Annotated in this window: 22 protein-coding genes, 1 tRNA gene and 1 pseudogene; 18 read left to right on the forward strand and 6 right to left on the reverse strand. The window is 70.2% G+C overall.

Annotated elements, in window-relative coordinates; translation table 11 throughout:
* Position 1 precedes the first annotated feature (1 nt).
* The 4 genes from Hbl1158_RS08040 to Hbl1158_RS08055 are packed head-to-tail and all read left to right on the forward strand — an operon-like array spanning position 2 to position 2,895.
* Entirely contained in the window at positions 2 to 586 is a 585-nt protein-coding gene (locus tag Hbl1158_RS08040; protein ID WP_234299495.1) for a hypothetical protein, read from the forward strand.
* Positions 574 to 1,644, forward strand: coding sequence for a hypothetical protein (locus Hbl1158_RS08045; RefSeq protein ID WP_234296254.1), 1,071 nt, complete (start codon positions 574 to 576; stop codon positions 1,642 to 1,644). The genes Hbl1158_RS08040 and Hbl1158_RS08045 overlap by 13 nt, the downstream gene beginning before the upstream one ends.
* A complete protein-coding gene (locus tag Hbl1158_RS08050) occupies positions 1,637 to 2,149 on the forward strand; it encodes a hypothetical protein (RefSeq protein ID WP_234296255.1) in 513 nt (170 codons plus the stop codon). The genes Hbl1158_RS08045 and Hbl1158_RS08050 overlap by 8 nt, the downstream gene beginning before the upstream one ends.
* On the forward strand, positions 2,146 to 2,895 hold the full coding sequence (locus Hbl1158_RS08055; RefSeq protein ID WP_234296257.1) for a hypothetical protein: 750 nt from the start codon (positions 2,146 to 2,148) through the stop codon (positions 2,893 to 2,895). Before Hbl1158_RS08050 ends, Hbl1158_RS08055 begins: the two co-directional genes overlap by 4 nt.
* Positions 2,896 to 2,955: 60 nt before the next feature.
* Here the strand turns inward: Hbl1158_RS08055 and Hbl1158_RS08060 are convergent, their stop codons facing one another.
* The 4 genes from Hbl1158_RS08060 to Hbl1158_RS08075 all read right to left on the reverse strand — a co-directional run bounded on the left by Hbl1158_RS08060 (position 2,956) and on the right by Hbl1158_RS08075 (position 5,943).
* Positions 2,956 to 4,692 carry a hypothetical protein gene (locus Hbl1158_RS08060; RefSeq protein WP_234296259.1) on the reverse strand — a complete coding sequence of 579 codons (1,737 nt, stop codon included), beginning with the start codon at positions 4,690 to 4,692 and terminating at the stop codon, positions 2,956 to 2,958.
* A 155-nt stretch (positions 4,693 to 4,847) separates the two neighbouring features.
* A complete protein-coding gene (locus tag Hbl1158_RS08065) occupies positions 4,848 to 5,267 on the reverse strand; it encodes a type IV pilin N-terminal domain-containing protein (protein WP_234296261.1) in 420 nt (139 codons plus the stop codon).
* A gap of 6 nt (positions 5,268 to 5,273) precedes the next feature.
* Positions 5,274 to 5,666, reverse strand: coding sequence for a type IV pilin N-terminal domain-containing protein (locus Hbl1158_RS08070; RefSeq protein ID WP_234296263.1), 393 nt, complete (start codon positions 5,664 to 5,666; stop codon positions 5,274 to 5,276).
* 205 nt (positions 5,667 to 5,871) lie between these two features.
* Positions 5,872 to 5,943: transfer RNA gene (locus Hbl1158_RS08075), tRNA-Ala, on the reverse strand.
* A 302-nt stretch (positions 5,944 to 6,245) separates the two neighbouring features.
* Between Hbl1158_RS08075 and Hbl1158_RS08080 the strand changes: the two genes are divergently transcribed.
* The 4 genes from Hbl1158_RS08080 to Hbl1158_RS08095 are packed head-to-tail and all read left to right on the forward strand — an operon-like array spanning position 6,246 to position 8,958.
* Positions 6,246 to 6,716, forward strand: a complete 471-nt coding sequence (locus Hbl1158_RS08080) for a 30S ribosomal protein S15 (RefSeq protein WP_234296265.1) — start codon at positions 6,246 to 6,248, stop codon at positions 6,714 to 6,716.
* Between the two features lie 30 nt (positions 6,717 to 6,746).
* On the forward strand, positions 6,747 to 7,913 hold the full coding sequence (locus Hbl1158_RS08085; RefSeq protein WP_234296267.1) for an exonuclease RecJ: 1,167 nt from the start codon (positions 6,747 to 6,749) through the stop codon (positions 7,911 to 7,913).
* On the forward strand, positions 7,910 to 8,335 hold the full coding sequence (locus tag Hbl1158_RS08090; protein WP_234296268.1) for a KEOPS complex subunit Pcc1: 426 nt from the start codon (positions 7,910 to 7,912) through the stop codon (positions 8,333 to 8,335). The genes Hbl1158_RS08085 and Hbl1158_RS08090 overlap by 4 nt, the downstream gene beginning before the upstream one ends.
* Complete coding sequence (locus tag Hbl1158_RS08095) at positions 8,332 to 8,958, forward strand: 30S ribosomal protein S3ae (protein WP_234296269.1); 627 nt, start codon at positions 8,332 to 8,334, stop codon at positions 8,956 to 8,958. Before Hbl1158_RS08090 ends, Hbl1158_RS08095 begins: the two co-directional genes overlap by 4 nt.
* A gap of 126 nt (positions 8,959 to 9,084) precedes the next feature.
* Here Hbl1158_RS08095 and Hbl1158_RS08100 read toward each other — a convergent pair whose 3' ends face one another.
* Positions 9,085 to 9,504: a plastocyanin/azurin family copper-binding protein gene (locus Hbl1158_RS08100; RefSeq protein WP_234296270.1), complete on the reverse strand. Its 420-nt coding sequence runs from the start codon at positions 9,502 to 9,504 to the stop codon at positions 9,085 to 9,087.
* Positions 9,505 to 9,650: 146 nt separating this feature from the next.
* On the opposite strand from Hbl1158_RS08100, the gene Hbl1158_RS08105 reads away from it, so the two are divergent.
* The 9 genes from Hbl1158_RS08105 (at position 9,651) to Hbl1158_RS08145 (ending at position 16,174) form a co-directional block, all read left to right on the forward strand.
* Positions 9,651 to 10,412: a protein sorting system archaetidylserine synthase gene (locus Hbl1158_RS08105; RefSeq protein ID WP_234296274.1), complete on the forward strand. Its 762-nt coding sequence runs from the start codon at positions 9,651 to 9,653 to the stop codon at positions 10,410 to 10,412.
* A gap of 75 nt (positions 10,413 to 10,487) precedes the next feature.
* Positions 10,488 to 11,777: a histidinol dehydrogenase gene (hisD, locus tag Hbl1158_RS08110; protein ID WP_234296276.1), complete on the forward strand. Its 1,290-nt coding sequence runs from the start codon at positions 10,488 to 10,490 to the stop codon at positions 11,775 to 11,777.
* 117 nt (positions 11,778 to 11,894) lie between these two features.
* The gene (locus Hbl1158_RS08115; RefSeq protein ID WP_234296278.1) at positions 11,895 to 12,263 is read left to right on the forward strand and encodes an iron-sulfur cluster assembly accessory protein; all 369 of its coding nucleotides are present in this window, start codon (positions 11,895 to 11,897) and stop codon (positions 12,261 to 12,263) included.
* 88 nt (positions 12,264 to 12,351) lie between these two features.
* Positions 12,352 to 12,594, forward strand: a complete 243-nt coding sequence (locus tag Hbl1158_RS08120; protein ID WP_234296280.1) for a DUF5816 domain-containing protein — start codon at positions 12,352 to 12,354, stop codon at positions 12,592 to 12,594.
* Positions 12,595 to 12,699: 105 nt separating this feature from the next.
* Positions 12,700 to 13,287 (forward strand): mechanosensitive ion channel domain-containing protein, encoded by a 588-nt coding sequence (locus Hbl1158_RS08125; protein ID WP_234296282.1) that lies wholly within the window; start codon positions 12,700 to 12,702, stop codon positions 13,285 to 13,287.
* A gap of 150 nt (positions 13,288 to 13,437) precedes the next feature.
* Positions 13,438 to 14,487, forward strand: a complete 1,050-nt coding sequence (locus tag Hbl1158_RS08130) for a metal-dependent hydrolase (protein WP_234296284.1) — start codon at positions 13,438 to 13,440, stop codon at positions 14,485 to 14,487.
* 116 nt (positions 14,488 to 14,603) lie between these two features.
* Positions 14,604 to 15,242, forward strand: coding sequence for a hypothetical protein (locus Hbl1158_RS08135; protein WP_234296287.1), 639 nt, complete (start codon positions 14,604 to 14,606; stop codon positions 15,240 to 15,242).
* On the forward strand, positions 15,239 to 15,913 hold the full coding sequence (locus tag Hbl1158_RS08140) for a hypothetical protein (protein WP_234296289.1): 675 nt from the start codon (positions 15,239 to 15,241) through the stop codon (positions 15,911 to 15,913). The genes Hbl1158_RS08135 and Hbl1158_RS08140 overlap by 4 nt, the downstream gene beginning before the upstream one ends.
* Before the next feature lie 60 nt (positions 15,914 to 15,973).
* Positions 15,974 to 16,174 carry a dodecin gene (locus Hbl1158_RS08145; RefSeq protein WP_234296290.1) on the forward strand — a complete coding sequence of 67 codons (201 nt, stop codon included), beginning with the start codon at positions 15,974 to 15,976 and terminating at the stop codon, positions 16,172 to 16,174.
* Between the two features lie 106 nt (positions 16,175 to 16,280).
* On the opposite strand, the gene Hbl1158_RS08150 is transcribed toward Hbl1158_RS08145, so the two are convergent.
* A complete protein-coding gene (locus Hbl1158_RS08150; RefSeq protein WP_234296291.1) occupies positions 16,281 to 17,360 on the reverse strand; it encodes a mechanosensitive ion channel family protein in 1,080 nt (359 codons plus the stop codon).
* A 142-nt stretch (positions 17,361 to 17,502) separates the two neighbouring features.
* On the opposite strand from Hbl1158_RS08150, the pseudogene Hbl1158_RS08155 reads away from it, so the two are divergent.
* A pseudogene (locus tag Hbl1158_RS08155) lies at positions 17,503 to 18,260 on the forward strand (PAC2 family protein).
* Positions 18,261 to 18,430 lie beyond the last annotated feature (170 nt).

Below are 18,430 nucleotides of genomic sequence, written 5' to 3' on the forward strand. Positions count from 1 at the left end.
CATGCGCGCGCAAGCACACACGCTGGAGGGGTTCGCGGCGGCGGTCATCCTGCTGAGCGGCGTCGTCTTCGCCCTGCAGGCGACCGCCGTCACGCCCCTGACCGCGAGCACGTCGAACCAGCACATCGAGAACCAGCAGGCAGCCGTCGCCGAGGGGACGCTGGCGGCGGCGGAGGCGAACGGAACGCTCGCGCCGACGCTGTTGCACTGGAACGCGACCGACGGGCAGTTCATCGGAGCCGGGTCGAACGGGGTGTACACCGACGGTCCCTCCACGGCGTTCGGGGCGACGCTGAATCGGACGTTCGGGGCCGACCGGATCGCGTTCAACGTCGAAGTCGGCTATCGGACCGCGGACGGCGAGCGCGCCCGCGAGCGGATCGTCAACATGGGCGAGCCGAGCGACAACGCCGTCGCGGCCGAGCGGACCGTGGTGCTGTTCGACGACGACCCCGTCGGCGACGGATCGGGGACCCTCGGGGAGGTCGAGGACGACCCGAACCGGGGGTTCTACGCGCCGGACGCGGATCCCGACGGGCCGCTGTACGGCGTCATGGAGGTGCGCATCGTCACATGGCGGATCTGACTGGGGCGTTCGCGTGCGACGCCGATCGCCCGCCGTACCGCGGCGGTGGCCGTGGCGGCGGTGGCGACAGCGACGGCGGTGGCGACGAGCGCGGCGACGACCGGGCACAGCTCGTGCTCGTCGCCGGACTCGCGCTGGCGGTCGTGCTCGTCGCGTTGGTGTTGCTGACGAACACCGCGATCTACACAGAGAACCTCGCGACCCGCGACAACGGCGTCGGCGAGCGCGACGCGCTCGGATACCGCGCGTCGGTCGTCGACGGCGTCGGGGGGATCGTCGATCGCGAGAACGCCGCCGAGTACGACGACCCCGCCGACGTTCGGGAGAACGTCTCCGACGGGGTCGCCGAGTTGGACGTGGCGCTGCGCGGGTCGGCCGCACGGAGCGCAGCCAGCGCCCGGGTGAACCGCTCGGCCGCTACCTACGTCGAAGGCGTGCTCGTCCGCCACCGGAACGACAGCAGGGAGTTCACCTCCGCCGCGGAGACGGCCGACTGGACCATCGCGTACGACACGAACCGGACCCGGGCGTTCGCGGCGACCGTCGAGCGGTCGTCGCTGGCGAGCACGAACGACAGTGCCCTCGACGGCGCGTTCACCGTCGAGGTGGCGGCCAACTCGAGCGCGGACACGTGGGCGGCGTTCGTCTACCGAAACCAGTCGACCGGCGACATCGCCGTCGCGACCAGCCCGGCGGGGGGCACCGGCGCGACGGAGGTATGCTCGGTCGACGCGCCGAACGCGACGGTCGGGTTCACGACCGGGACGCTCGCGGGCGAGGAGTGTCCCGGACTGGACTGGCGCGAGGGGATCGACTCGTCGTACGACCTGTCGTTCCGGAACGGGACGAACGCCGCCGGCACCTACGACATGACTGTCAGGGGAACCACGGGCCTGCTGAACCTCGTGACGCTCAACGACGGCACGGTGACCGACGATCCCGACTCACCGTACCACGTCCCCGCGGTGTATGCGGTCGAGGTCCCGATCCGGTACGAGACGAACGAACTCACCTACCGAGCGGACGTTCGGGTCGCCCCGGGTGAACACGATGACTGACGCCGACGCCGCGGGGGCGGGATCCGGTGAGGCGCTCAAGGCGGAACCTGGTGAGGCATTCGAGGCGAGCACCCGAGCGGATCGGGCGACAGCGACGACCCTGTCGTACGTCTTGACGCTCGGGATCACGGCGCTGTTGATCAGCGGCCTGCTCATCGCGGCCGGCGGGGCGGTCGAGCAGCAACGGGAGGACACGAGTCGCGAGGCGATGGAGGTCGTCGGACAGCAGCTCTCCTCGCGACTGATGGCCGCCGACCGCCTCGTCGGTGCCGGCGGGAGCGAGGTCGTCGTCAGGGGGTCGTATCCGGAGACGATCGCCGGCGACACCTACTCGATCGCGGTCCGATCCGGGTCGCCCGCGACGATCGAGGTGACGGGCACCGGCACGCGGGTCTCCGTCTCCGTCACGGCGGCGACGAACACGCCGGTGGCCGACACGACCGTTCCCGGCGGCGACGTGGAGATCGTCTACGCCGGCGGCCAACTGGAGGTGCGCGACGCGTGAGCCGCGGACAGAGCGACGCGATCGGGTTCGTGTTGGTGTTCTCGCTGATCGTGCTCACCGTCGGAACCGTGTACGCCGCGGGATACCCCGCGCTCGAAGCGTTCCGGACGAGCGAGCAACTCGAGAACATGGAACGGGCCTTCGACGTGCTCGACGACAACGTCGACGACATCGTGCGCGAGGGCGCGCCGAGTCGGGCGACCGAGATCAAACTCAACGGCGGGACACTCGCGGTACGGGAGCGATCGACGGTGACGATAACGGCGGTCAACGAGGAGACCGGCGAGAACTTCACCGTCCCGGCCGCCACCCGTCCCATCACCTACACCGACGGGGACACGACCGTCGCGTCCTCCTTCGGCGCGGTGTTTCGCTCGGACGACGGTGCCGCGGTGATGCGAGACGACCCCGGATGGCTGGTCGACGATGACCGCGCGGTGATCCCGCTCGTGGTCACCTCTCGATCCGGCGAACGGGGGGCGATCGGTGGACAGTCCACGGTGCTGGTCGCGATGGAGGCGACGAGTCGGGGCGTCGCCGACGAGATGACCGCCGGCGACGGGCACGTGGTCCGGGTGAACGTCACCGTCGAGTCGCCGCGCGTCGACGCCTGGAAACGCTACTTCGAGTCGCTGGACATGACGCCGGTCGACGGGGACGCCTCCGACGGGGAGATCACCTACCAGGTCGAGGTCGACCGCGTCGTCGTCCCGCAGACGACGGTCCGGGTGCGACTCGACAGGTGAGGGCGTCGGCCACCTGGGGATCGTTGCCGGCTGTGGGCGATCGGCGGTCGACCGGCGCGGTCAGTCCTCGTCGACCTCGATCTCGGTGACGGAGACGTGGAGGTACGTTATCCGGGGGACCGACGCGTCGACCGGGACGACCTGTTCGGTCGCCAGCGCGGTGTCGTAGTGGATCGTGCCGCCGTTCTGGACGTCCATCTCGCCGGCGACGACGCCGCCGTACACGTCGGACTGCGAGATCGAGAAATCGTTGTCGTCGCTCTCGCCCGTCGCGTGAAGGACGCCGACGAACCGAGTTCCGTCCGAAAGCGAGATGTCGGTGTCGCTGGCCCCGTACATCCAGAGTTGTCTGGAGCGATCCTCGGGGACGGATACGTTCGCGCCGTCGAGCGCGATGTCGTCACCGACGAAGAACCGGACCACGCCGCCGCCCGTGACCCTGATCGCGGTCCCGTCGAGACCGACGTCCTCGGCGACGGCGATCTCGATCTCGGGTCGGCCCGCGGTATCGATCACCAGCTCCTCCCCGTCGCCGAGATCGATCTCGGAGAGGAAGAACTCGGTCCCGTCGTCGCCCGACAGCGTCACCGTCTCGCCGCCGGAGACGTTCAGCGAGTACTCGCCGTCGTCATCGCGGATCGCGTCGGTCGCGTCGTTGTCGTTGCTCGACGCCAGCGCGGTGAGCCGGGAGTCGACGTACGGCGAGAGGTCGTCGCCCGCGTCGACCCCGTCGATCTGGCTGACGCGTTCGGAGTCCGGTTGCGGGTCGGCGTTGGGGTTCGCGCTGTAGCCGGTCGTGTGTTCGACGGTTCCGGTGATGTTCCCGTTGGCGCTCCCAAGAGAGACCGATCCCCCGGCGCGGACGTTCCCGAGGATCTTCCCGTTGCCCCCCACGTCGACGCTCCCGGCGGTCACGATCGTCCCGTTGTCGGTCTGGGAATCGGCGTACGGCCCGTCCGAGGAGTTGTAACTGTCGATCCAGACGTTGTCGTTCCCGGTGCCGTCGAGTTCGATCTCGTCGCCGACGGCGCGCGAGGTCAGCGCCGCTCCCACCGTCGACACGTCGGCCGGCGTCCGCAGTTCGATCGTCGCTGTGGAATTGGCGTGGTCGACTTCGACTCCGCCGCCGGTGCGCTGCTCGAAGAACCGACCCCACGCCTCGTAGTACTCGCTCCCGACGGTGATCACGACGATCCCCTCGTCGAGGGGGTTCGCGCGCCCGTTCGACTCGTCGGGATACACTCCCGTCGGCTCGCCCGAACGCCGAACGAGCACCTCGCCGTCGAGGCGCTCGTCGCCGCCGACCCGGACGAGCGGGAGCGTCAGCGTCGTCCCCCGGTAGTGGAACTCCGGCGGCGACACCATCGCGCTGCCGTTGCCGGTGCGCCGCCAGACGCCCCCGCCCTGATAGGCGATCGAGGTGTCGCCGTCCTCGTAGACGACCGCTCCGAGGGTCGCGTTCGTGATCTCGTACTCGAACTCCTCGGTCGAGGCGTTGTACACCGAGACGTTCATCCACCCCGCGTCGGCGTCGATCCGCCGCGTCGCGCCGGGGCTGCCAGCCAGGCGCACCCGCTGGGAGTCGCTGTCGCCGTGGGCCACGAGGCTCGCCTTCGAGTCGAACTGCGTCATCGACTGCTCGGCCGCGCCCGTCGTCGCGGACTGCTGGATGCCGCCGAGCGCCTCGCCGCCCAGCGTGACGATCGCCGTCGCGCCGGCGACCGTGATCACCAACAGGAGGACGACGCTGATCACGTCGCCCTGCCCGCGGCTGTCGCCGGTCCCCCCGGATTGCATGCGAGGGAGTAGAGAAACCAACGGCATAAGGGTTCGTTCCGGAGTATCAGAACCGAATCGGCGGGGCGCTCACGCAGTCGTGGTTTGGTACTGAAATGGGGTGACGCCCGTGTGCGTGGCGTCAAAACGATTCGAGAACGGAACCGTCGAGCCGTTTAGGCGGGCGTCTCGCCGGTCGCGAGCGCCTGCGAGGTGTCGCCGTTCTCTGAGGTCCAGATCACCCGGACGGTAGTTTCAGATCCAACACCGCTCAGGGTGACGCTGTCCCCGGCGGAGACGGAGTCACCCGAGGGGAACTGCGTTGAACCACCGCCCGCAGCCGTGAGGTTTACCGCATCCGTGGCGGGGATCGTGTCACCGCCGGTGTGCGTCGCGGTCACGTCGTAGGGTGCGGTATCGTTTTCGTAGTCAAACTGGAAGTTCGCGTTCGGTGCCGTCTGCTGGACGCTGTTCCCCAAGCCGAGGACAAACGAACCGATGACGGCCGCCAGGATCACCGTGATCGCCACCATCAGGATCACACCGATCACCGGGCTGACTGCGCGGTCGTCGTCGAATAGCTGTCTGAAATTCATTGTCGATTATGCGTCCGCTTCAGCCAGGGTCTGAGAAGTTTCCCCGTTCGCGGACTCCCAGACTACTGATGCACCGTCGCTAGCGGAGACGCTTGCTGAAATTGTGTCTCCCGCGCTAAACGGCCCGGATTGTGACGTCTCCTCAGAACCGTCGACGAATAGCTTGAGCGTCTCATCGCTCCCGATGGTGTCACCGCCGGTGTGTGTCGCGGTAGTCTCGCTCCCTCCGAAATCGAACTCGAAGTTCGCGTTCGGTGCCGTCTGCTGGACGCTGTTCCCCAAGCCGAGGACGAACGAACCGATGACGGCCGCTAGGATCACCGTGATCGCCACCATCAGGATCACGCCGATCACCGGGCTGACCGCACGATCGTCGTCGAGTAGTGCGCTGAAGTCCATGATTTGCTCTCTCACAGCCCCCCGGGATCGCGCCCGGCCGGTACTGTACATTCCTAAGGGATCCAAGCTTCGTAATAAACGTTCTCTCTAGAGTATCAACGTTGATATCGGTAGGAGCTGGATCTGAGAGGTCCGACCGTCGCTCCGAGAAACGAGGCAAAGGGTCATCCGCTCGGAGACGCCACTCGAGAATATAGCGTCTTAGTGGACTCGGTGGGATTTGAACCCACGGCCTTTCCCCTGCCAAGGGAACGATCTACCACTGATCTACGAGCCCGCCTGCACTCCAGAGTATCGCGGTTCGGTAGTTAAGGCCTTCGACTGCGAGCCTCCACGGCAGTCACGGGCACGGAGCCGTGTGGGACTCGACGACGGCCCGCGACGGATGGAAAGCCCTTAGACCCGCGAGCGAGAGGTGTCGACTGGGAACAGCACGGCCGCAACTCCGACTCGCCCGCTGTGGGCTTGGGATTGCGGATGTGCCCCCGTCGGGTGCCCGCTCGCGCCGCGTGGCGCGCTCGGGAGCGACAGCCGGCGGTGGCTCGCTTCTGCGGCCGACGTTCCAACTCAGAGAACACAATGGCACGAATGCACACCCGCCGTCGAGGGTCGTCCGGATCGGACAACCCCGCGGCAGACGAACCCCCGGAGTGGAGCGACGTGGACGCCGAGGACATCGAGGCGCGCGTGGTCGAACTGGCCGAGCAGGGCCACGACCCGAGCGTCATCGGCCTGAAGCTGCGCGACGAGGGCGTGAAGGGCACGCCCGTCCCGAACGTCAAGCGCGCGACCGGCAAGAAAGTCACCGAGATCCTCGAGGAACACGACGCGGACAACGACCTGCCCGAGGACCTCCGTAACCTCATGGCCCGCGCGATCCGCCTGCGCGAGCACATGGAGGATAACCAGCAGGACGCGCAGAACAAGCGCGCGCTTCAGAACACCGAGTCGAAGATCCGTCGCCTGGTGGACTACTACCGCGGCGACGAACTCGACGAGGAGTTCTCGTACACCTACGACGCCGCCGTCGACCTGCTCGACGAAGAGTAAACCGCCGACACGACACGAGATCCACAACCGATGTCCACCGCCGCCGACGCGCCGACCGAGGCCGACCCCGAACGGGTAGCCTCGGCGCTGTCGGCCGCGGGGTTCGTCCGCGTGTACGCCCGACCGACGGGCGACGCGCTCGCGGCCGCAGGGCTGCTCGCGCGCGTCCTCCGCGACCGGAACACGCCGTTCCAGGTGCGGACGACCCGCGACGGCGTCGCTCCCGACGGCGACGGCACGGCGCTGTCGCTCGGGTGGGACGCCCCGAACGCGACGGGCGTCGCGCCCGACTCGCGTCCGGTGTCGTCGCTCGCGGCCGCGGTCGTCGACGCGATGGGCGCGGAGCCGGCCCCGCTGGTCGGACTCGCCGGCGTCGTCGCCGCCGGGACGGTCCCCGGCGACGGCGGCAGCGGCGGCATGCTTGAGGAGGCCGAGCGCCGCGGCGTCGTCGATCGACGCCCCGGCGTCGCGGTTCCGACGGCCGACCCGGCCGACGGGCTCGCCCACTCGACGCTGGTACGCGCGCCGTTCTCGGGCGATCCCGAGGCCGCACGCGCGCTGCTGGCGGAGGTCGGCGTGCCCGCCGAGCCGGACGACGACGACCGGCGGCGACTCGCCTCGGCGGTCGCGCTCGACGCGACCGCGGACGCGCCCGACCGCGCGGTCGGGGCCGTCGAGCGACTCCTCCGGCCGTACGCGACGCCGACCGGACCGTTCGAGACGCTCGGCGGCCACGCCGACGTGTTGGACGCGCTCGCTCGCGACCGCCCTGGCCTCGGAGTGTCGCTGGCGCTGGGAGCCGACGCCGCCGACGAGGCGATCTCCGCCTGGCGCGAGCACGCCGCCCGCGCGCACGACCTGCTCGCGGAGCCGACGACCGGGCGGTACGACGGCGTGTTCGTCTGTCGCGTGGAGACCGACGACGCGAGCGCGTCGACCGTCTCGACGGCCGCGCGGCTCGTCCGCGACTTCGCGTCGCCCGAGCCCGTGGCGCTCGTCGTCTCCGACGACGCCGCGGCCGCCGCCGGCGACGGCACGGTCGACGCGACCGCCGCGCTCCGCGCCGCCGTCGACGCGGCAGACGGGGTGGCCGACGGCGACGCGGACGTGATCGGCGACGCTCGCGCGGGCGACGCTCGGTTCGCCGGCGGCGACGTACAGGCGTTCATCGGCGCGTTCAGGGAGGCCCTGCGATGACGGGAGCCGACCGCGCCGGCGACGCCGCCGACGGCGACGCTGAGTCGCCGGAGCCGCGCACGGCCGTCGTGGAGACGACGCACGCGGACGACGACGCCGCGGCGACCGTCGCCGCGGCCGTCTCGCCGGACAACACCGACGACATTCGGACGATCGCGAACGGGTCGACGGTCCGAACCCGCCTCACGCGGGAGACGACCGGCGGCCTGCTCGCCTCCGTGGACGACTACCTCGTGAACCTCGACGTGGCCGACGACGTGGTCGCGACGGGGAGGGATGCGGACGCGACGGCACCGAACACGGCGGAGACGACGAGCGATACGAGGTCGGCGGCCGACGCCGAGTCGGCGGCCGACACGCGGACGACAGACATCACCGACGACGCAGACGACGCAGACGACGCGAACACACACGACACATGAGCGAACGATCAGTCTCACGACAACGACAGGGGAAACGCTGGTACACCGTCCTCGCGCCCGAGGAGTTCGACCGAGCCGAGCTCGGCGAGACCATGGCCGAGGAGCCCGAGCAGGTCGTCGGCCGCACGGTCGAGACGACCCTCGGCGAGATCACCGGTGACCAGGGACAGGACAACATCAAGCTGATCTTCAAGATCACCGACGTCGGGTCGGACGCCGCCTATACGGAGTTCATCCAGCACGAGCTGACGCGGGATTACCTCCGCTCGATGGTCCGTCGCGGCGCGTCGAAGATCGACCTCAGCCGGACGGTCCGCACGACCGACGACTACCGCGTGCGCGTCCACCCGGTCGCGTTCACGACCAAGAAGGCCGACCGCTCCCAGGAGCAGGCCATCCGGAAGATCATGATCGACCTCGTCGACGACGCCGCCGAGGAGCGGACGTTCGACGAACTGGTCGACTCCGTGGTCGAGGGCCGGCTCTCCTCGGCCATCTACGGCGAGGCGAAGACCATCTACCCGCTGCGCCGGGTCGAGGTCAAGAAGCTCTCGCTGGAGGCGCGCCCCGAGGAGATCGCCGCCGAGGAGGAGGCGTCCGTCGACGTGGACGACGACGAGTAACGGTCCCGGCGACCGTGACGCCGACGCGACGCCAGCGTCGCCCGCGACGCGACCGCAGACGCGACTTCTTTCGGACTCCGCACTCGACCGATCAGCGACTGCGCTGCACGCCGTCCCGGCCCCTCGTTACTCTTCGACGCGGACGACCCCGACCATGCCGGCCCCCTCGTGGGGGATACAGAAGTAGGTGTAGTCGCCGGCGACTTCGAAGGTGTGCGAGAAGCGTTGCCCGTTCGTGATCGCGCCCTCGTTGCCGTCCCACGCCTCCCGGGCGGCCGCCTCCGAGTCGAAGCCGCCGGTGGCGAAGTACTCCGCCTCCGCGGGGATCTCCTCCTCGTAGGCCGTCACCGAGTGCGCGCGCGTCGAGGTGTTGTCCCAGACGACCGTGTCGCCGACGGAGACGGTGATCTCGTATGGGCGGAACGCCTCGGCGGTCATGCCGACGTCGTAGTCGTCGGCAGCCGCCGAGGGGTCGATGACCGAACAGCCCGCGAGCGTGGCCGACGCGCCCGCACCCACGGCCGCGAGGAAGCGGCGTCGGTTCATGTCCGAACCGAGGGGACGGCGAGATAAATGGGCCGCGATCGGGGGCCGTCGCTCCCGCCGGCGGCGAGAGCCGCCGCCGTCGCTGGCGTCGCCGTCGGCGACCCCGGATGGAAAGCCATACGGCGAGCGCTGCCCTCCCGGCGCGTATGACCGACCGGCCGCGCTTCTGCTCGCGACTCGGCCTCGCCGATATGGTCACGGCCGGGAACGCCGCGCTGGGGACGCTCGCGGCCGCGGTCGTCGCTATCTCGCCGGAACTCGCCGCCCGACTCGTCCTCTTGGGAGCGATCGCCGACGGACTCGACGGCGTCGTCGCCAGGCGCTACGGCGGCACAGCGGTCGGCCCCCACCTCGACTCGCTGGCCGACGTGGCCTCCTTCGGCGTTGCGCCCGCCCTGCTGGTCGCCGCGACCGTGACCGGAGCGTACCCCCTGGCGGACTCGCCCGTCGTGTTCGCCGCCGGACTGGCCGTGCCGGCGGTGTACGTCGCGCTCGCGGTCGTTCGGCTCGCCGTCTACACCGTCGAGGAGTCCGGCGCGAAGACGACCCACGGCGTCCAGACGACGCTCGCGGCGACGGTCATCGCCGCGTCGGTGCTGGCGGGGCTGGACTCGCCCGCCGTCGTCCTCGGGCTGGCGGCGCTTGCCGCCCCGCTGATGGTCACGCCCGTGCGCTACCCGGACCTCCACCCGCAGGACGCGCTCGTGATGGGCGTGGTGCAGGCGCTCGCGGTCCTCCTGGGCGGGATGGCCGGCGAGTCGTTCGCGTTCGCGCTGTTGTTCCTCGCGCTCGGGTACCTCGTGCTCGGTCCGCGGTTCTACTGGCGCGAGGTGGTCGACCGACCGGACGGAGGCCCCGGCGGCGACGAGTCGCTCGCCGCCGCCGGCGACGCCGACCGCGACGCCTGACTCACTCCGACGGTCCGTCGGCTCCGACGGGTCCGTTCCGGGAACGGTTTACCCCCGGCCGCCGACGGGTCCGACATGGAACCGAGACAGGTGGCAGACCTCTCTCCCGACGAGCGCCGGGCGTTCTTCGAGCGCGACGCCGGCGTCGACGCGGTCCGCGGCGACGTGCGCGACATCGTCGAGCGCGTCCGCGACGAGGGCGACGCCGCGTTGCGGGAGTTCTCCCGGGAGTTCGACGGCGTCGAGGTGGCGAACGTCGACATCACCGACGAGGCCGAGCGCGCGGTCGAGTCCGTCGACGACGACGTGCTCGCGGCGATCCGCGAGTCGATCGCCAACGTCCGCGAGTTTCACGAGGCACAGCTTCCGGAAGACTGGACCCGCGAGTTCGGCGAGGGTCGCGAACTCGGCAAGCGGTACCGCCCGCTCGATCGGGTCGGCGTGTACGTCCCCGGCGGCACAGCGGCGTACCCGTCCTCGGCGATCATGGGCGTGGTGCCGGCGACGGTGGCCGGCGTCGACCACGTCGCCGTCGCGACGCCGCCGGCCGAAGAGATCAACCCGGCGACGCTGGCGGCGATCCACGAGGCCGGCGCGGACGCCGTGTACTCGGCGGGCGGCGCACAGGGGGTCGCCGCCCTGGCGTACGGCACCGAGACTGTGACGAGCGTCCGGAAGGTCGTCGGGCCGGGCAACAAGTGGGTCACGGCCGCGAAGGCCGAGGTCCGCGGCGACGTGGAGATCGACTTCCTCGCGGGCCCCTCGGAGGTGCTGGTGCTCGCGGACGACACGGCCGATCCCGGCGCGATCGCGGCGGACCTGCTCGCGCAGGCCGAGCACGACCCGAACGCCTCGGTCGTCGCGGTGACCGACGACGCCGACCTGGCGGCGGCGGTCTGCGACGAGGTGGAGGCGCGCGTGCCCGAACGCGAGCGAGCCGAGACGATCGAGGCCGCCCTCGACAACGACGCCTCCGGCGTCCTCGTCTCGCGGTCGATGCCCGAGGCCGTGCTGTTCGCAGAGGAGTACGCGGCCGAACACCTGTCGATCCAGGCGGCGGACGACGAGGCGCTGCTCGACCGGATCTCGAACGTCGGCTCGGCGTTCCTCGGGCGGTTCACGCCGGTCGCCGCCGGCGACTACGCCTCCGGGACGAACCACGTCCTCCCGACCAACGGCGGCGCGCGGGCGTTCGGCGGACTCTCGACGGAGACGTTCCTCCGGTCCTCGACCGTTCAGCGGCTCGACGAGGGAGGCCTGCGCGACCTCGCCGACGCCGTGACGACGCTCGCGGAGGCGGAGGGACTCGAGGCCCACGCCGAGAGCGTCCGGACCCGCTTCGCTGATCTCGAGGACGACGAGTAGGAGGTGGCCGAGAGCCGCGCGGCCCACCACCGCATCGCCGATGTCCGGGGGATCGCGTGTCCGGGGATCGTGCGAGTCGGCGTCAGGGTTATACCCCTGTGCGGAGATCCTCGAACCATGAGTACTGATACGTCCGGGGGCGGCGAGGCCGAGATCGCCGTCACGGTCACGCCGTCGGCCGCCGAGGAGGCGCTGTCCCTGATGGAGAGCGAGGGAATGGACGCCGACGTGGGTGGGCTCCGGCTGTTCGTCCAGCAGGGCGGCTGCGCGGGGCTGTCGTACGGGATGCGCTTCGACACCGAACCCGAGGAGGACGACCGCGTGACCGAACAGCACGGCCTGCGGGTGTTCGTCGACCCCTCGTCGATGAACTACGTCGGCGGGTCGACGCTCGATTACGAGGCCGGACTCCAGGCGGCCGGCTTCACCGTCGAGAACCCCAACGTCGAGGCCGAGTGCGGCTGCGGCGAGTCCTTCCGGACGTAACGCCTCCCCTCGGGTTCGCGTCCCTCCGGATTTTCTCGTGGGCCGTTCGACCCAGAATGTTCAACAGTCCCGGCCACCTCCGTGTGGTATGAACCTCGAGATCGTCGAGACGGCCGCCGGGGACCTGTACGTCGACCGCGCGGACGGCGAGCGCGGCTCGAAGTCCCCGTTCTACCACGTCTATGCCGACGAAGACGGCGAGACCCGCTGGGGGTACTTCTGCGGCAACTGCGAGACCGTGAACAACGCGATGGACGCGATGGGGCGCATCGAGTGCAACGAGTGCGGGAACATCCGCAAGCCCGACGAGTGGGACGCCGCACACGAGTAGGTCGCGGCGCGGTCACCGCCGCGACTCGCGACCGGGGGCGGTCGCTTTCGTGGGGTCGCTTCCGCAGGCGGGTGAACTAAGGAACCGCCGCGACCAGTCGGAGCCATGATCTCCGCCATCCCGGCACAGACCGGGACTGCGATCGTGGTGGACGCGCTCGACCGGTTTCTGACGGACGTGACCGAGGCGCTCCCGAACGTGTTGGCCGGGATCGTCTTCCTGGTCATCGCCGGCGTCGGCGTCAAGGTGATCATGGCGCTCGTGCGTGCGACGCTGCGGCGGACGGTGCCGGGCGAGTCCCCCGTCTACCGGCAGTTCGTCGCGACGATCGTCGCCGTGTTCCTGTGGTTCGGCGTCGGGCTGTCGTTCCTGTCGGTCGTCGGCCTGGACGGCATCGCGACCTCGTTGGGCACGGCCGCCGGGTTTCTCGCCCTGGGCGTCTCCTACGCCACGTCGGGCATGATCGCCGACGCGGTCGCCGGCGTCTACCTCCTGCGCGACCCGGACTTCGACCCCGGCGACAGGGTCGACATCGGCGGGACGACCGGCGTGGTCGACTCGATCGAACTCAGGAAGACGCGCCTGAGCGTCGACGGGGACACCGTCGTCCGCGGCAACGCCGAGATCGAAAAGAAGTGGACGAAGTTCGCGGACGAGGACGCTGGCCCGACAGATTCGGCCGATCTTAGCTGAATCACCGACTAATTCGGCTGATACGACGATTTCCGACCCTCGGTCCTCGTCGGGGAAGGAAATGGTTAGAACGAGACAGAGAGTGTCCAATGCTACCGTGTGACGGGTTCTACCGCGGATTTAACTCCGACGGGGCGGTAGTACGGTCGTATGTTCGTGGGCCACGCGCTGGCGGCGTTCGCGCTGGTGGCGCTGGCGACCCGGCGGTTCGACGGGTCGCCGGCGCGAGCGCTGACGCTGGGGGCCGTCGCCGGGCTGTTCGCGGCCGTCCCCGACGTGGACATCGCGTACGCGCTCGTCGGCGTCGCCTCCGGCCTCGTCGCCGACGCCGGCGTGCTGAGGCTCGCGGAGTCGTTCTGGTCCACGGGGAACGTGGTCCACCGCGGCGTGACGCACTCGCTCGTCGTCGCGCCGGTCGTCGCGCTCGCGGCCGCCGCCTGGGTCGCCGGCGGCCGCGTCGAGAGGGCGGGAGCGTTGGCGCTCGCCACCGGGCTCGTCGCCGTCGCCGTCGCTGTGAGCGGCCCGCTTGCGGGCGTCGTGATGGCCGCGTTCGCCGCCGGGTCGCTGGCGATCTCGACCGGGGTGAGCCGGCTGGACGGCGTGACGCCGCGGGCGACGTTCGCCCTGGCGCTGGTCGGACTCGCCTCCCACCCCTTCGGCGACGTGTTCACCGGCGAGCCGCCCGCGTTCGCCTACCCGCTCGTGACCGAGCCGATCGGCGCGCGCGTCGCGCTCTCGGCAGATCCGACGCTGCACCTGCTCGCGGCGTTCGGGCTGGAACTGGCGACGGTTTGGGCGGCCGTGCTCGTCTGGAGCCGCCTTCGGGCCGAACGCGCCGGCCGGATCCCCGGATCCGCCGGGATCGGTGACGCCGGCGCGTTCGGCGGTCGCTTCGGGATCGCGGGTCGACTCGGACTCACGGGTCGGGTCGACGCCCGAGCGGTCGCCGGCGCGGGCTACGCCGCGTCGGCGTTCGTCATCCCCGCGCCGACGCTGGAGCTGTCGTACCCGTTCGTGTTCTCCGTGCTCGCGGTCGGCGTGATCGGGTTCGCGCCGGTTCGAGTCCGCGGTCGCGGACGGACGGCGCTGGTCCCGGAGTTCGCACGCCCCGGGATCGAGCGCGCGGTCTTCACCGGACTGTCGGCCGTGACGCTCGCGGCGACGGCGTACTTGGTGGCGTACCTGGTCGGCGTCGCGTAGCCGTCCGGTGGGCGGTACGCGGCCGTGCCGTCGGCGTCGCGTGAGGCCGCCGGCAGTCGAATCCGGGGACGCCGCTGCCAAAGTGCTTTTAGCGTGGCTCGATCGTATCGGAGACGATGACCGGATCCGGACTCCGAAGCGTCGTCGAAGACAGGCGGGCGAACGCCGCCGTCGGGTGGCTGCTGCTGGCGTTCCTCGCGTCGGCCGGCGTGAGCGAGTTGGCGTGGGGAGAGCGGATCTGGGGGGCGTTCGTGCTGGCGGTCGTCGCTATCGCGGTCGTGCCGCCGGCGGCGTTTCGCGACGCGACGGCGATGCTGCCGTGGGAGGTGCTCGCGATCGCGTCGCTTCCGGCGGTCGGGCGGACGCTCATCGCCGGCGAGACGGTGGGCGGGATACCCTTCTCCGGCCGGGTGACGACGTACCTCGCGGTGGCGGCCGTCGCGCTCATCGTCGCCGTCGAGATGGACCTGTTCACCCCCGTCCGGATGACTCACTCGTTCGCGGTCGCGTTCGTCACCGTGACGACGATGGCGACGGCCGGCGTCTGGGCGGTCGCGCGCTACTTCGCTGACACCCTCCTCGGTACCAGCCAGATGCTCGACGGCCGCCCCGAGCACGTCATCGAGACGGCGCTGATGTGGGACTTCGTCGCGGCGACGCTGGCGGGCGTGCTCGCCGGCTTGCTCTTCGAGTACTACTTCCGTCGGCGCGCGGGCGCTGACGCCCGGATCGAGGTAGAGGTGGCCGAGACATGAGAGTCCGCGAGGCGCTCGGCATCTCACGGAGACGACAGCGCCAGGTCTCGCGGGCGATGCAGGTCGTCATGGTCCTGTTTCTCGGGATCGGCATCGAGCGCGGGTCCGTGGGGATCATCGTCAACGGGGGGATCGGGCTGGCGGTCACCTTCCTGCCGGCGGCGATGGAGCGCGAGTACGACCTCCCGATGGACGCCGGACTGACGCTGTGGATCTCTACGGCCGTCTTCCTCCACGCCCTCGGCGTCGTCGGGATCCCCGGGGTGACGGGCAACCTCTACGCCGCCGAGAGTCCGATCCCGTTCTGGGACCACCTCACCCACGCGCTGTCGGCGTCGGTCGTCGCCGCCGTCGGCTACACGGTCGCGCGCGCCCTCGACGAGCACAGCGACGCCGTGTCCCTGCCGCCGCGGTTCATGTTCGTGTTCATCCTGCTGTTCGTCTCGGCGTTCGGCGTGCTCTGGGAGGTGCTGGAATTCGCCGTCGGCGGTCTCGCGGCCGTCCTCGGGAGCGGGAACGTCCTCACGCAGTACGGTCTCGAGGACACGATATACGACCTCGTGTTCGACCTGGTCGGGGCTGTGCTCGTCGCGACGTGGGGGACGGCCCACCTGACCGACGTGGTCGGCGCGGTCGCGGACCGCCTGGACGCCCGACGCGACGCCGGGTGACCGCCCGCGGCGATCCCCGCGAGTACCTTTTTGGTCGCGCGCCGCCAGGTGTCACGTGACATGGTCTTCAAGAAGATCACGCTGATCGGTCGCAGCACCGAGAGCTTCGACGACGCCGCCGACGACGCCATCGACCGCGCCGAGGAGACGCTCGACGAGGTGCACTGGGTCGAGGTCGAGGAGTTCGGCGTCGAGGTGGCGTCGGTCGAGGGACGGGAGTACCAGGCGGAGGTGGAAGTCGCCTTCGAGCTCCAGAACTAGTCCGGTCGGGTCCGGAACCGGTCCCGCGGAGGTACGACCACGCGGGCGACGCGGCCGGCCGCCGCCCGACCGCGACGCCCGCACTCGAGCGCGCACCGATCTCCGATCAGGCGTCGCCGGCTCCGTCGCCCGCCACCGACTCGTCGGGAACGTCCTCGGAGGCGTCGCCGTCGACAGGTTCTTCGGATCCGTCGCCCGCGCCGTGCGTGTCGCGCGCGTGGTCGACGGTCGACTCCTCGCGCATCGTCACCTGCGCGACGCCGCTGGTGTCGTCGAACACGAGATGGCTGTGCGGGTACGCGAACTCGACGTCGGCTTCCTCTTCCTCCAACACCTCCCACACGGCCGTCTGGACGGACGAGCGGACGGTGAGCTCCTTGTAGGGGTTCTTCGCCCAGTAGCGGAGGGTGAGTTCGACGCCGTGGTCGCCGTAGGCGTCGATGTAGCACGTGGGCTTCGCGGGGTAGCGCGCGACGCCGATCCGGATGTCGGGACCGCCCTCGATCACCGGGTCACAGGAGGCGGCCGCCCGCTCGATCAACTGCCGCGCGCGCTCGACGTTCGACTCGTACGTCACGAGGATCGACAAAGACAGCCGGGTGCGCTCGTCCTCGGCCGAGAGGTTGGTGACGCGGTGGTCCCGGATGTAGGAGTTGGGGATCACCTCGAAGGTGTTGTCGACGGTGAAGACCTTGGTGTACCGCAGCGTCACGTCCTCGACGAACCCGCGGGTTCCCTCCGGGAACTCGACCATGTCGCCGATCTCGAACGGCTGGTCGGCGAGCACGAACACCCCGCTGATGATCGAGCCGACGATCGGCGCGAGGACGACGCCGACGACTGCCGAGAACACCGTCACCGAGAGGACGATGTTGCCCAACTCCACGCCGGCGGCGGAGAGGCCGGCGGCACCGAACAGGAGGACGACGGCGAGGCGAAGCCCCCGGAGGACGACGTGAGCGACCGACTCGCGCGCGAACCGTCGAGCGACCGGTCGCCCCAACAGCCGGATCGCGTACGTCGAGAGAATCAAGCCGGCGATGAGGAACGCCACCACGACTGCCACCTGTACTCCCGGAAACCCCAGGGCCGTCCGATACGCCGCACCGATGCCGGCCAGCGGCCCCTCGGCGGCCGTCAACGGTGCGGCTGTCGCGGCGCGTGCGGCGGTCGGCCCCGTCTGCATACCGCGGTCGTCGGCATCGGCGCGAAAAAGCGTTCCCCTCGCGGGAGCGTGGCGGGCGAGTGGTGCGCGCCGGGCGACTGCGGTCTCGGCGTGGCGCGGGTCGCCCGGTACTGCTAACAGCGTCACGATCGTACGGCACGACATGACCGAGTCACCGGAGGGAGCGAGCTTCCACGTCGCCACCCAGACGGAGCCGTCGAGCACCGTTATCGCGGGGTTCTCGCAGTTCGGGCTCGCGGGACTCACCGCCGCCGACTACCTCGTCGACCACCTCGAACTCGAACAGTCCGGGCAGATCCGTGCCGAGGGGCTCCCGACGATCACCCCGTTCGAGGACGGCAGGCCGCGAGCGCCGACGCGGCTGTTCTCCCGGCCCGACCTGGACGCCACGGTGCTGGTCGGGGAGCTGTTCGTCCCGGGAGAGTTCGCGGAACCGTTCTCGCGGGCCGTCCTCTCGTGGACCGAACGCGCCGACGTCGAGGAGGTGGCGGTGCTGTCGGGGACGCCGTTCCCGCACGGCCCCGAGGGCACCGGACGTTCTACGTCGCCAGCGACGACTACCGGGAACGGCACTTCCCCGGAGCCGCCGGCGGCGACGAACCGCCGGTCCCGCCGATGGCCAACGGCTTCCTCGACGGGACGAACGCCGCCCTGATGGCTCGAGGGATGGAGTCGGAACTGGGGGTGTGCGTGTACGCGACCCCGGTTCACGCGCAGGTGCCGGACGTGGAGGCGGCGATCCGACTCGTGAGCGCCGTCGACTCGGTTCACGGCCTGGGTGTCGACACCGGTCCGCTGGAGGCGTTCGCCGAGGAGGTCGGCGACTACTACCGGGGCCTCGCCGAGCGCCTCGAAGCGCAGGCCGACGACGACCGCCCCGACGACCGAATGTACATGTGACCCGCGACCGCGGGTCCGGGAGACGCGTGGCCGACGATTCGGGCGCGACGATTCGGGCGCGACGATGCGGCCGCGACCGTCGGAGCTCTGACGACGCCATCTGGGTACACCGTTTCGGATCCGGATGCTACTCGGATTTCAGTAAAACACATTAGCCTCCGCGAGAAGTA

Origin of the sequence: Halobaculum sp. CBA1158 (assembly GCF_021431925.1) — an archaeon.
In the GTDB taxonomy this organism is placed as follows: Archaea; Halobacteriota; Halobacteria; order Halobacteriales; family Haloferacaceae; genus Halobaculum.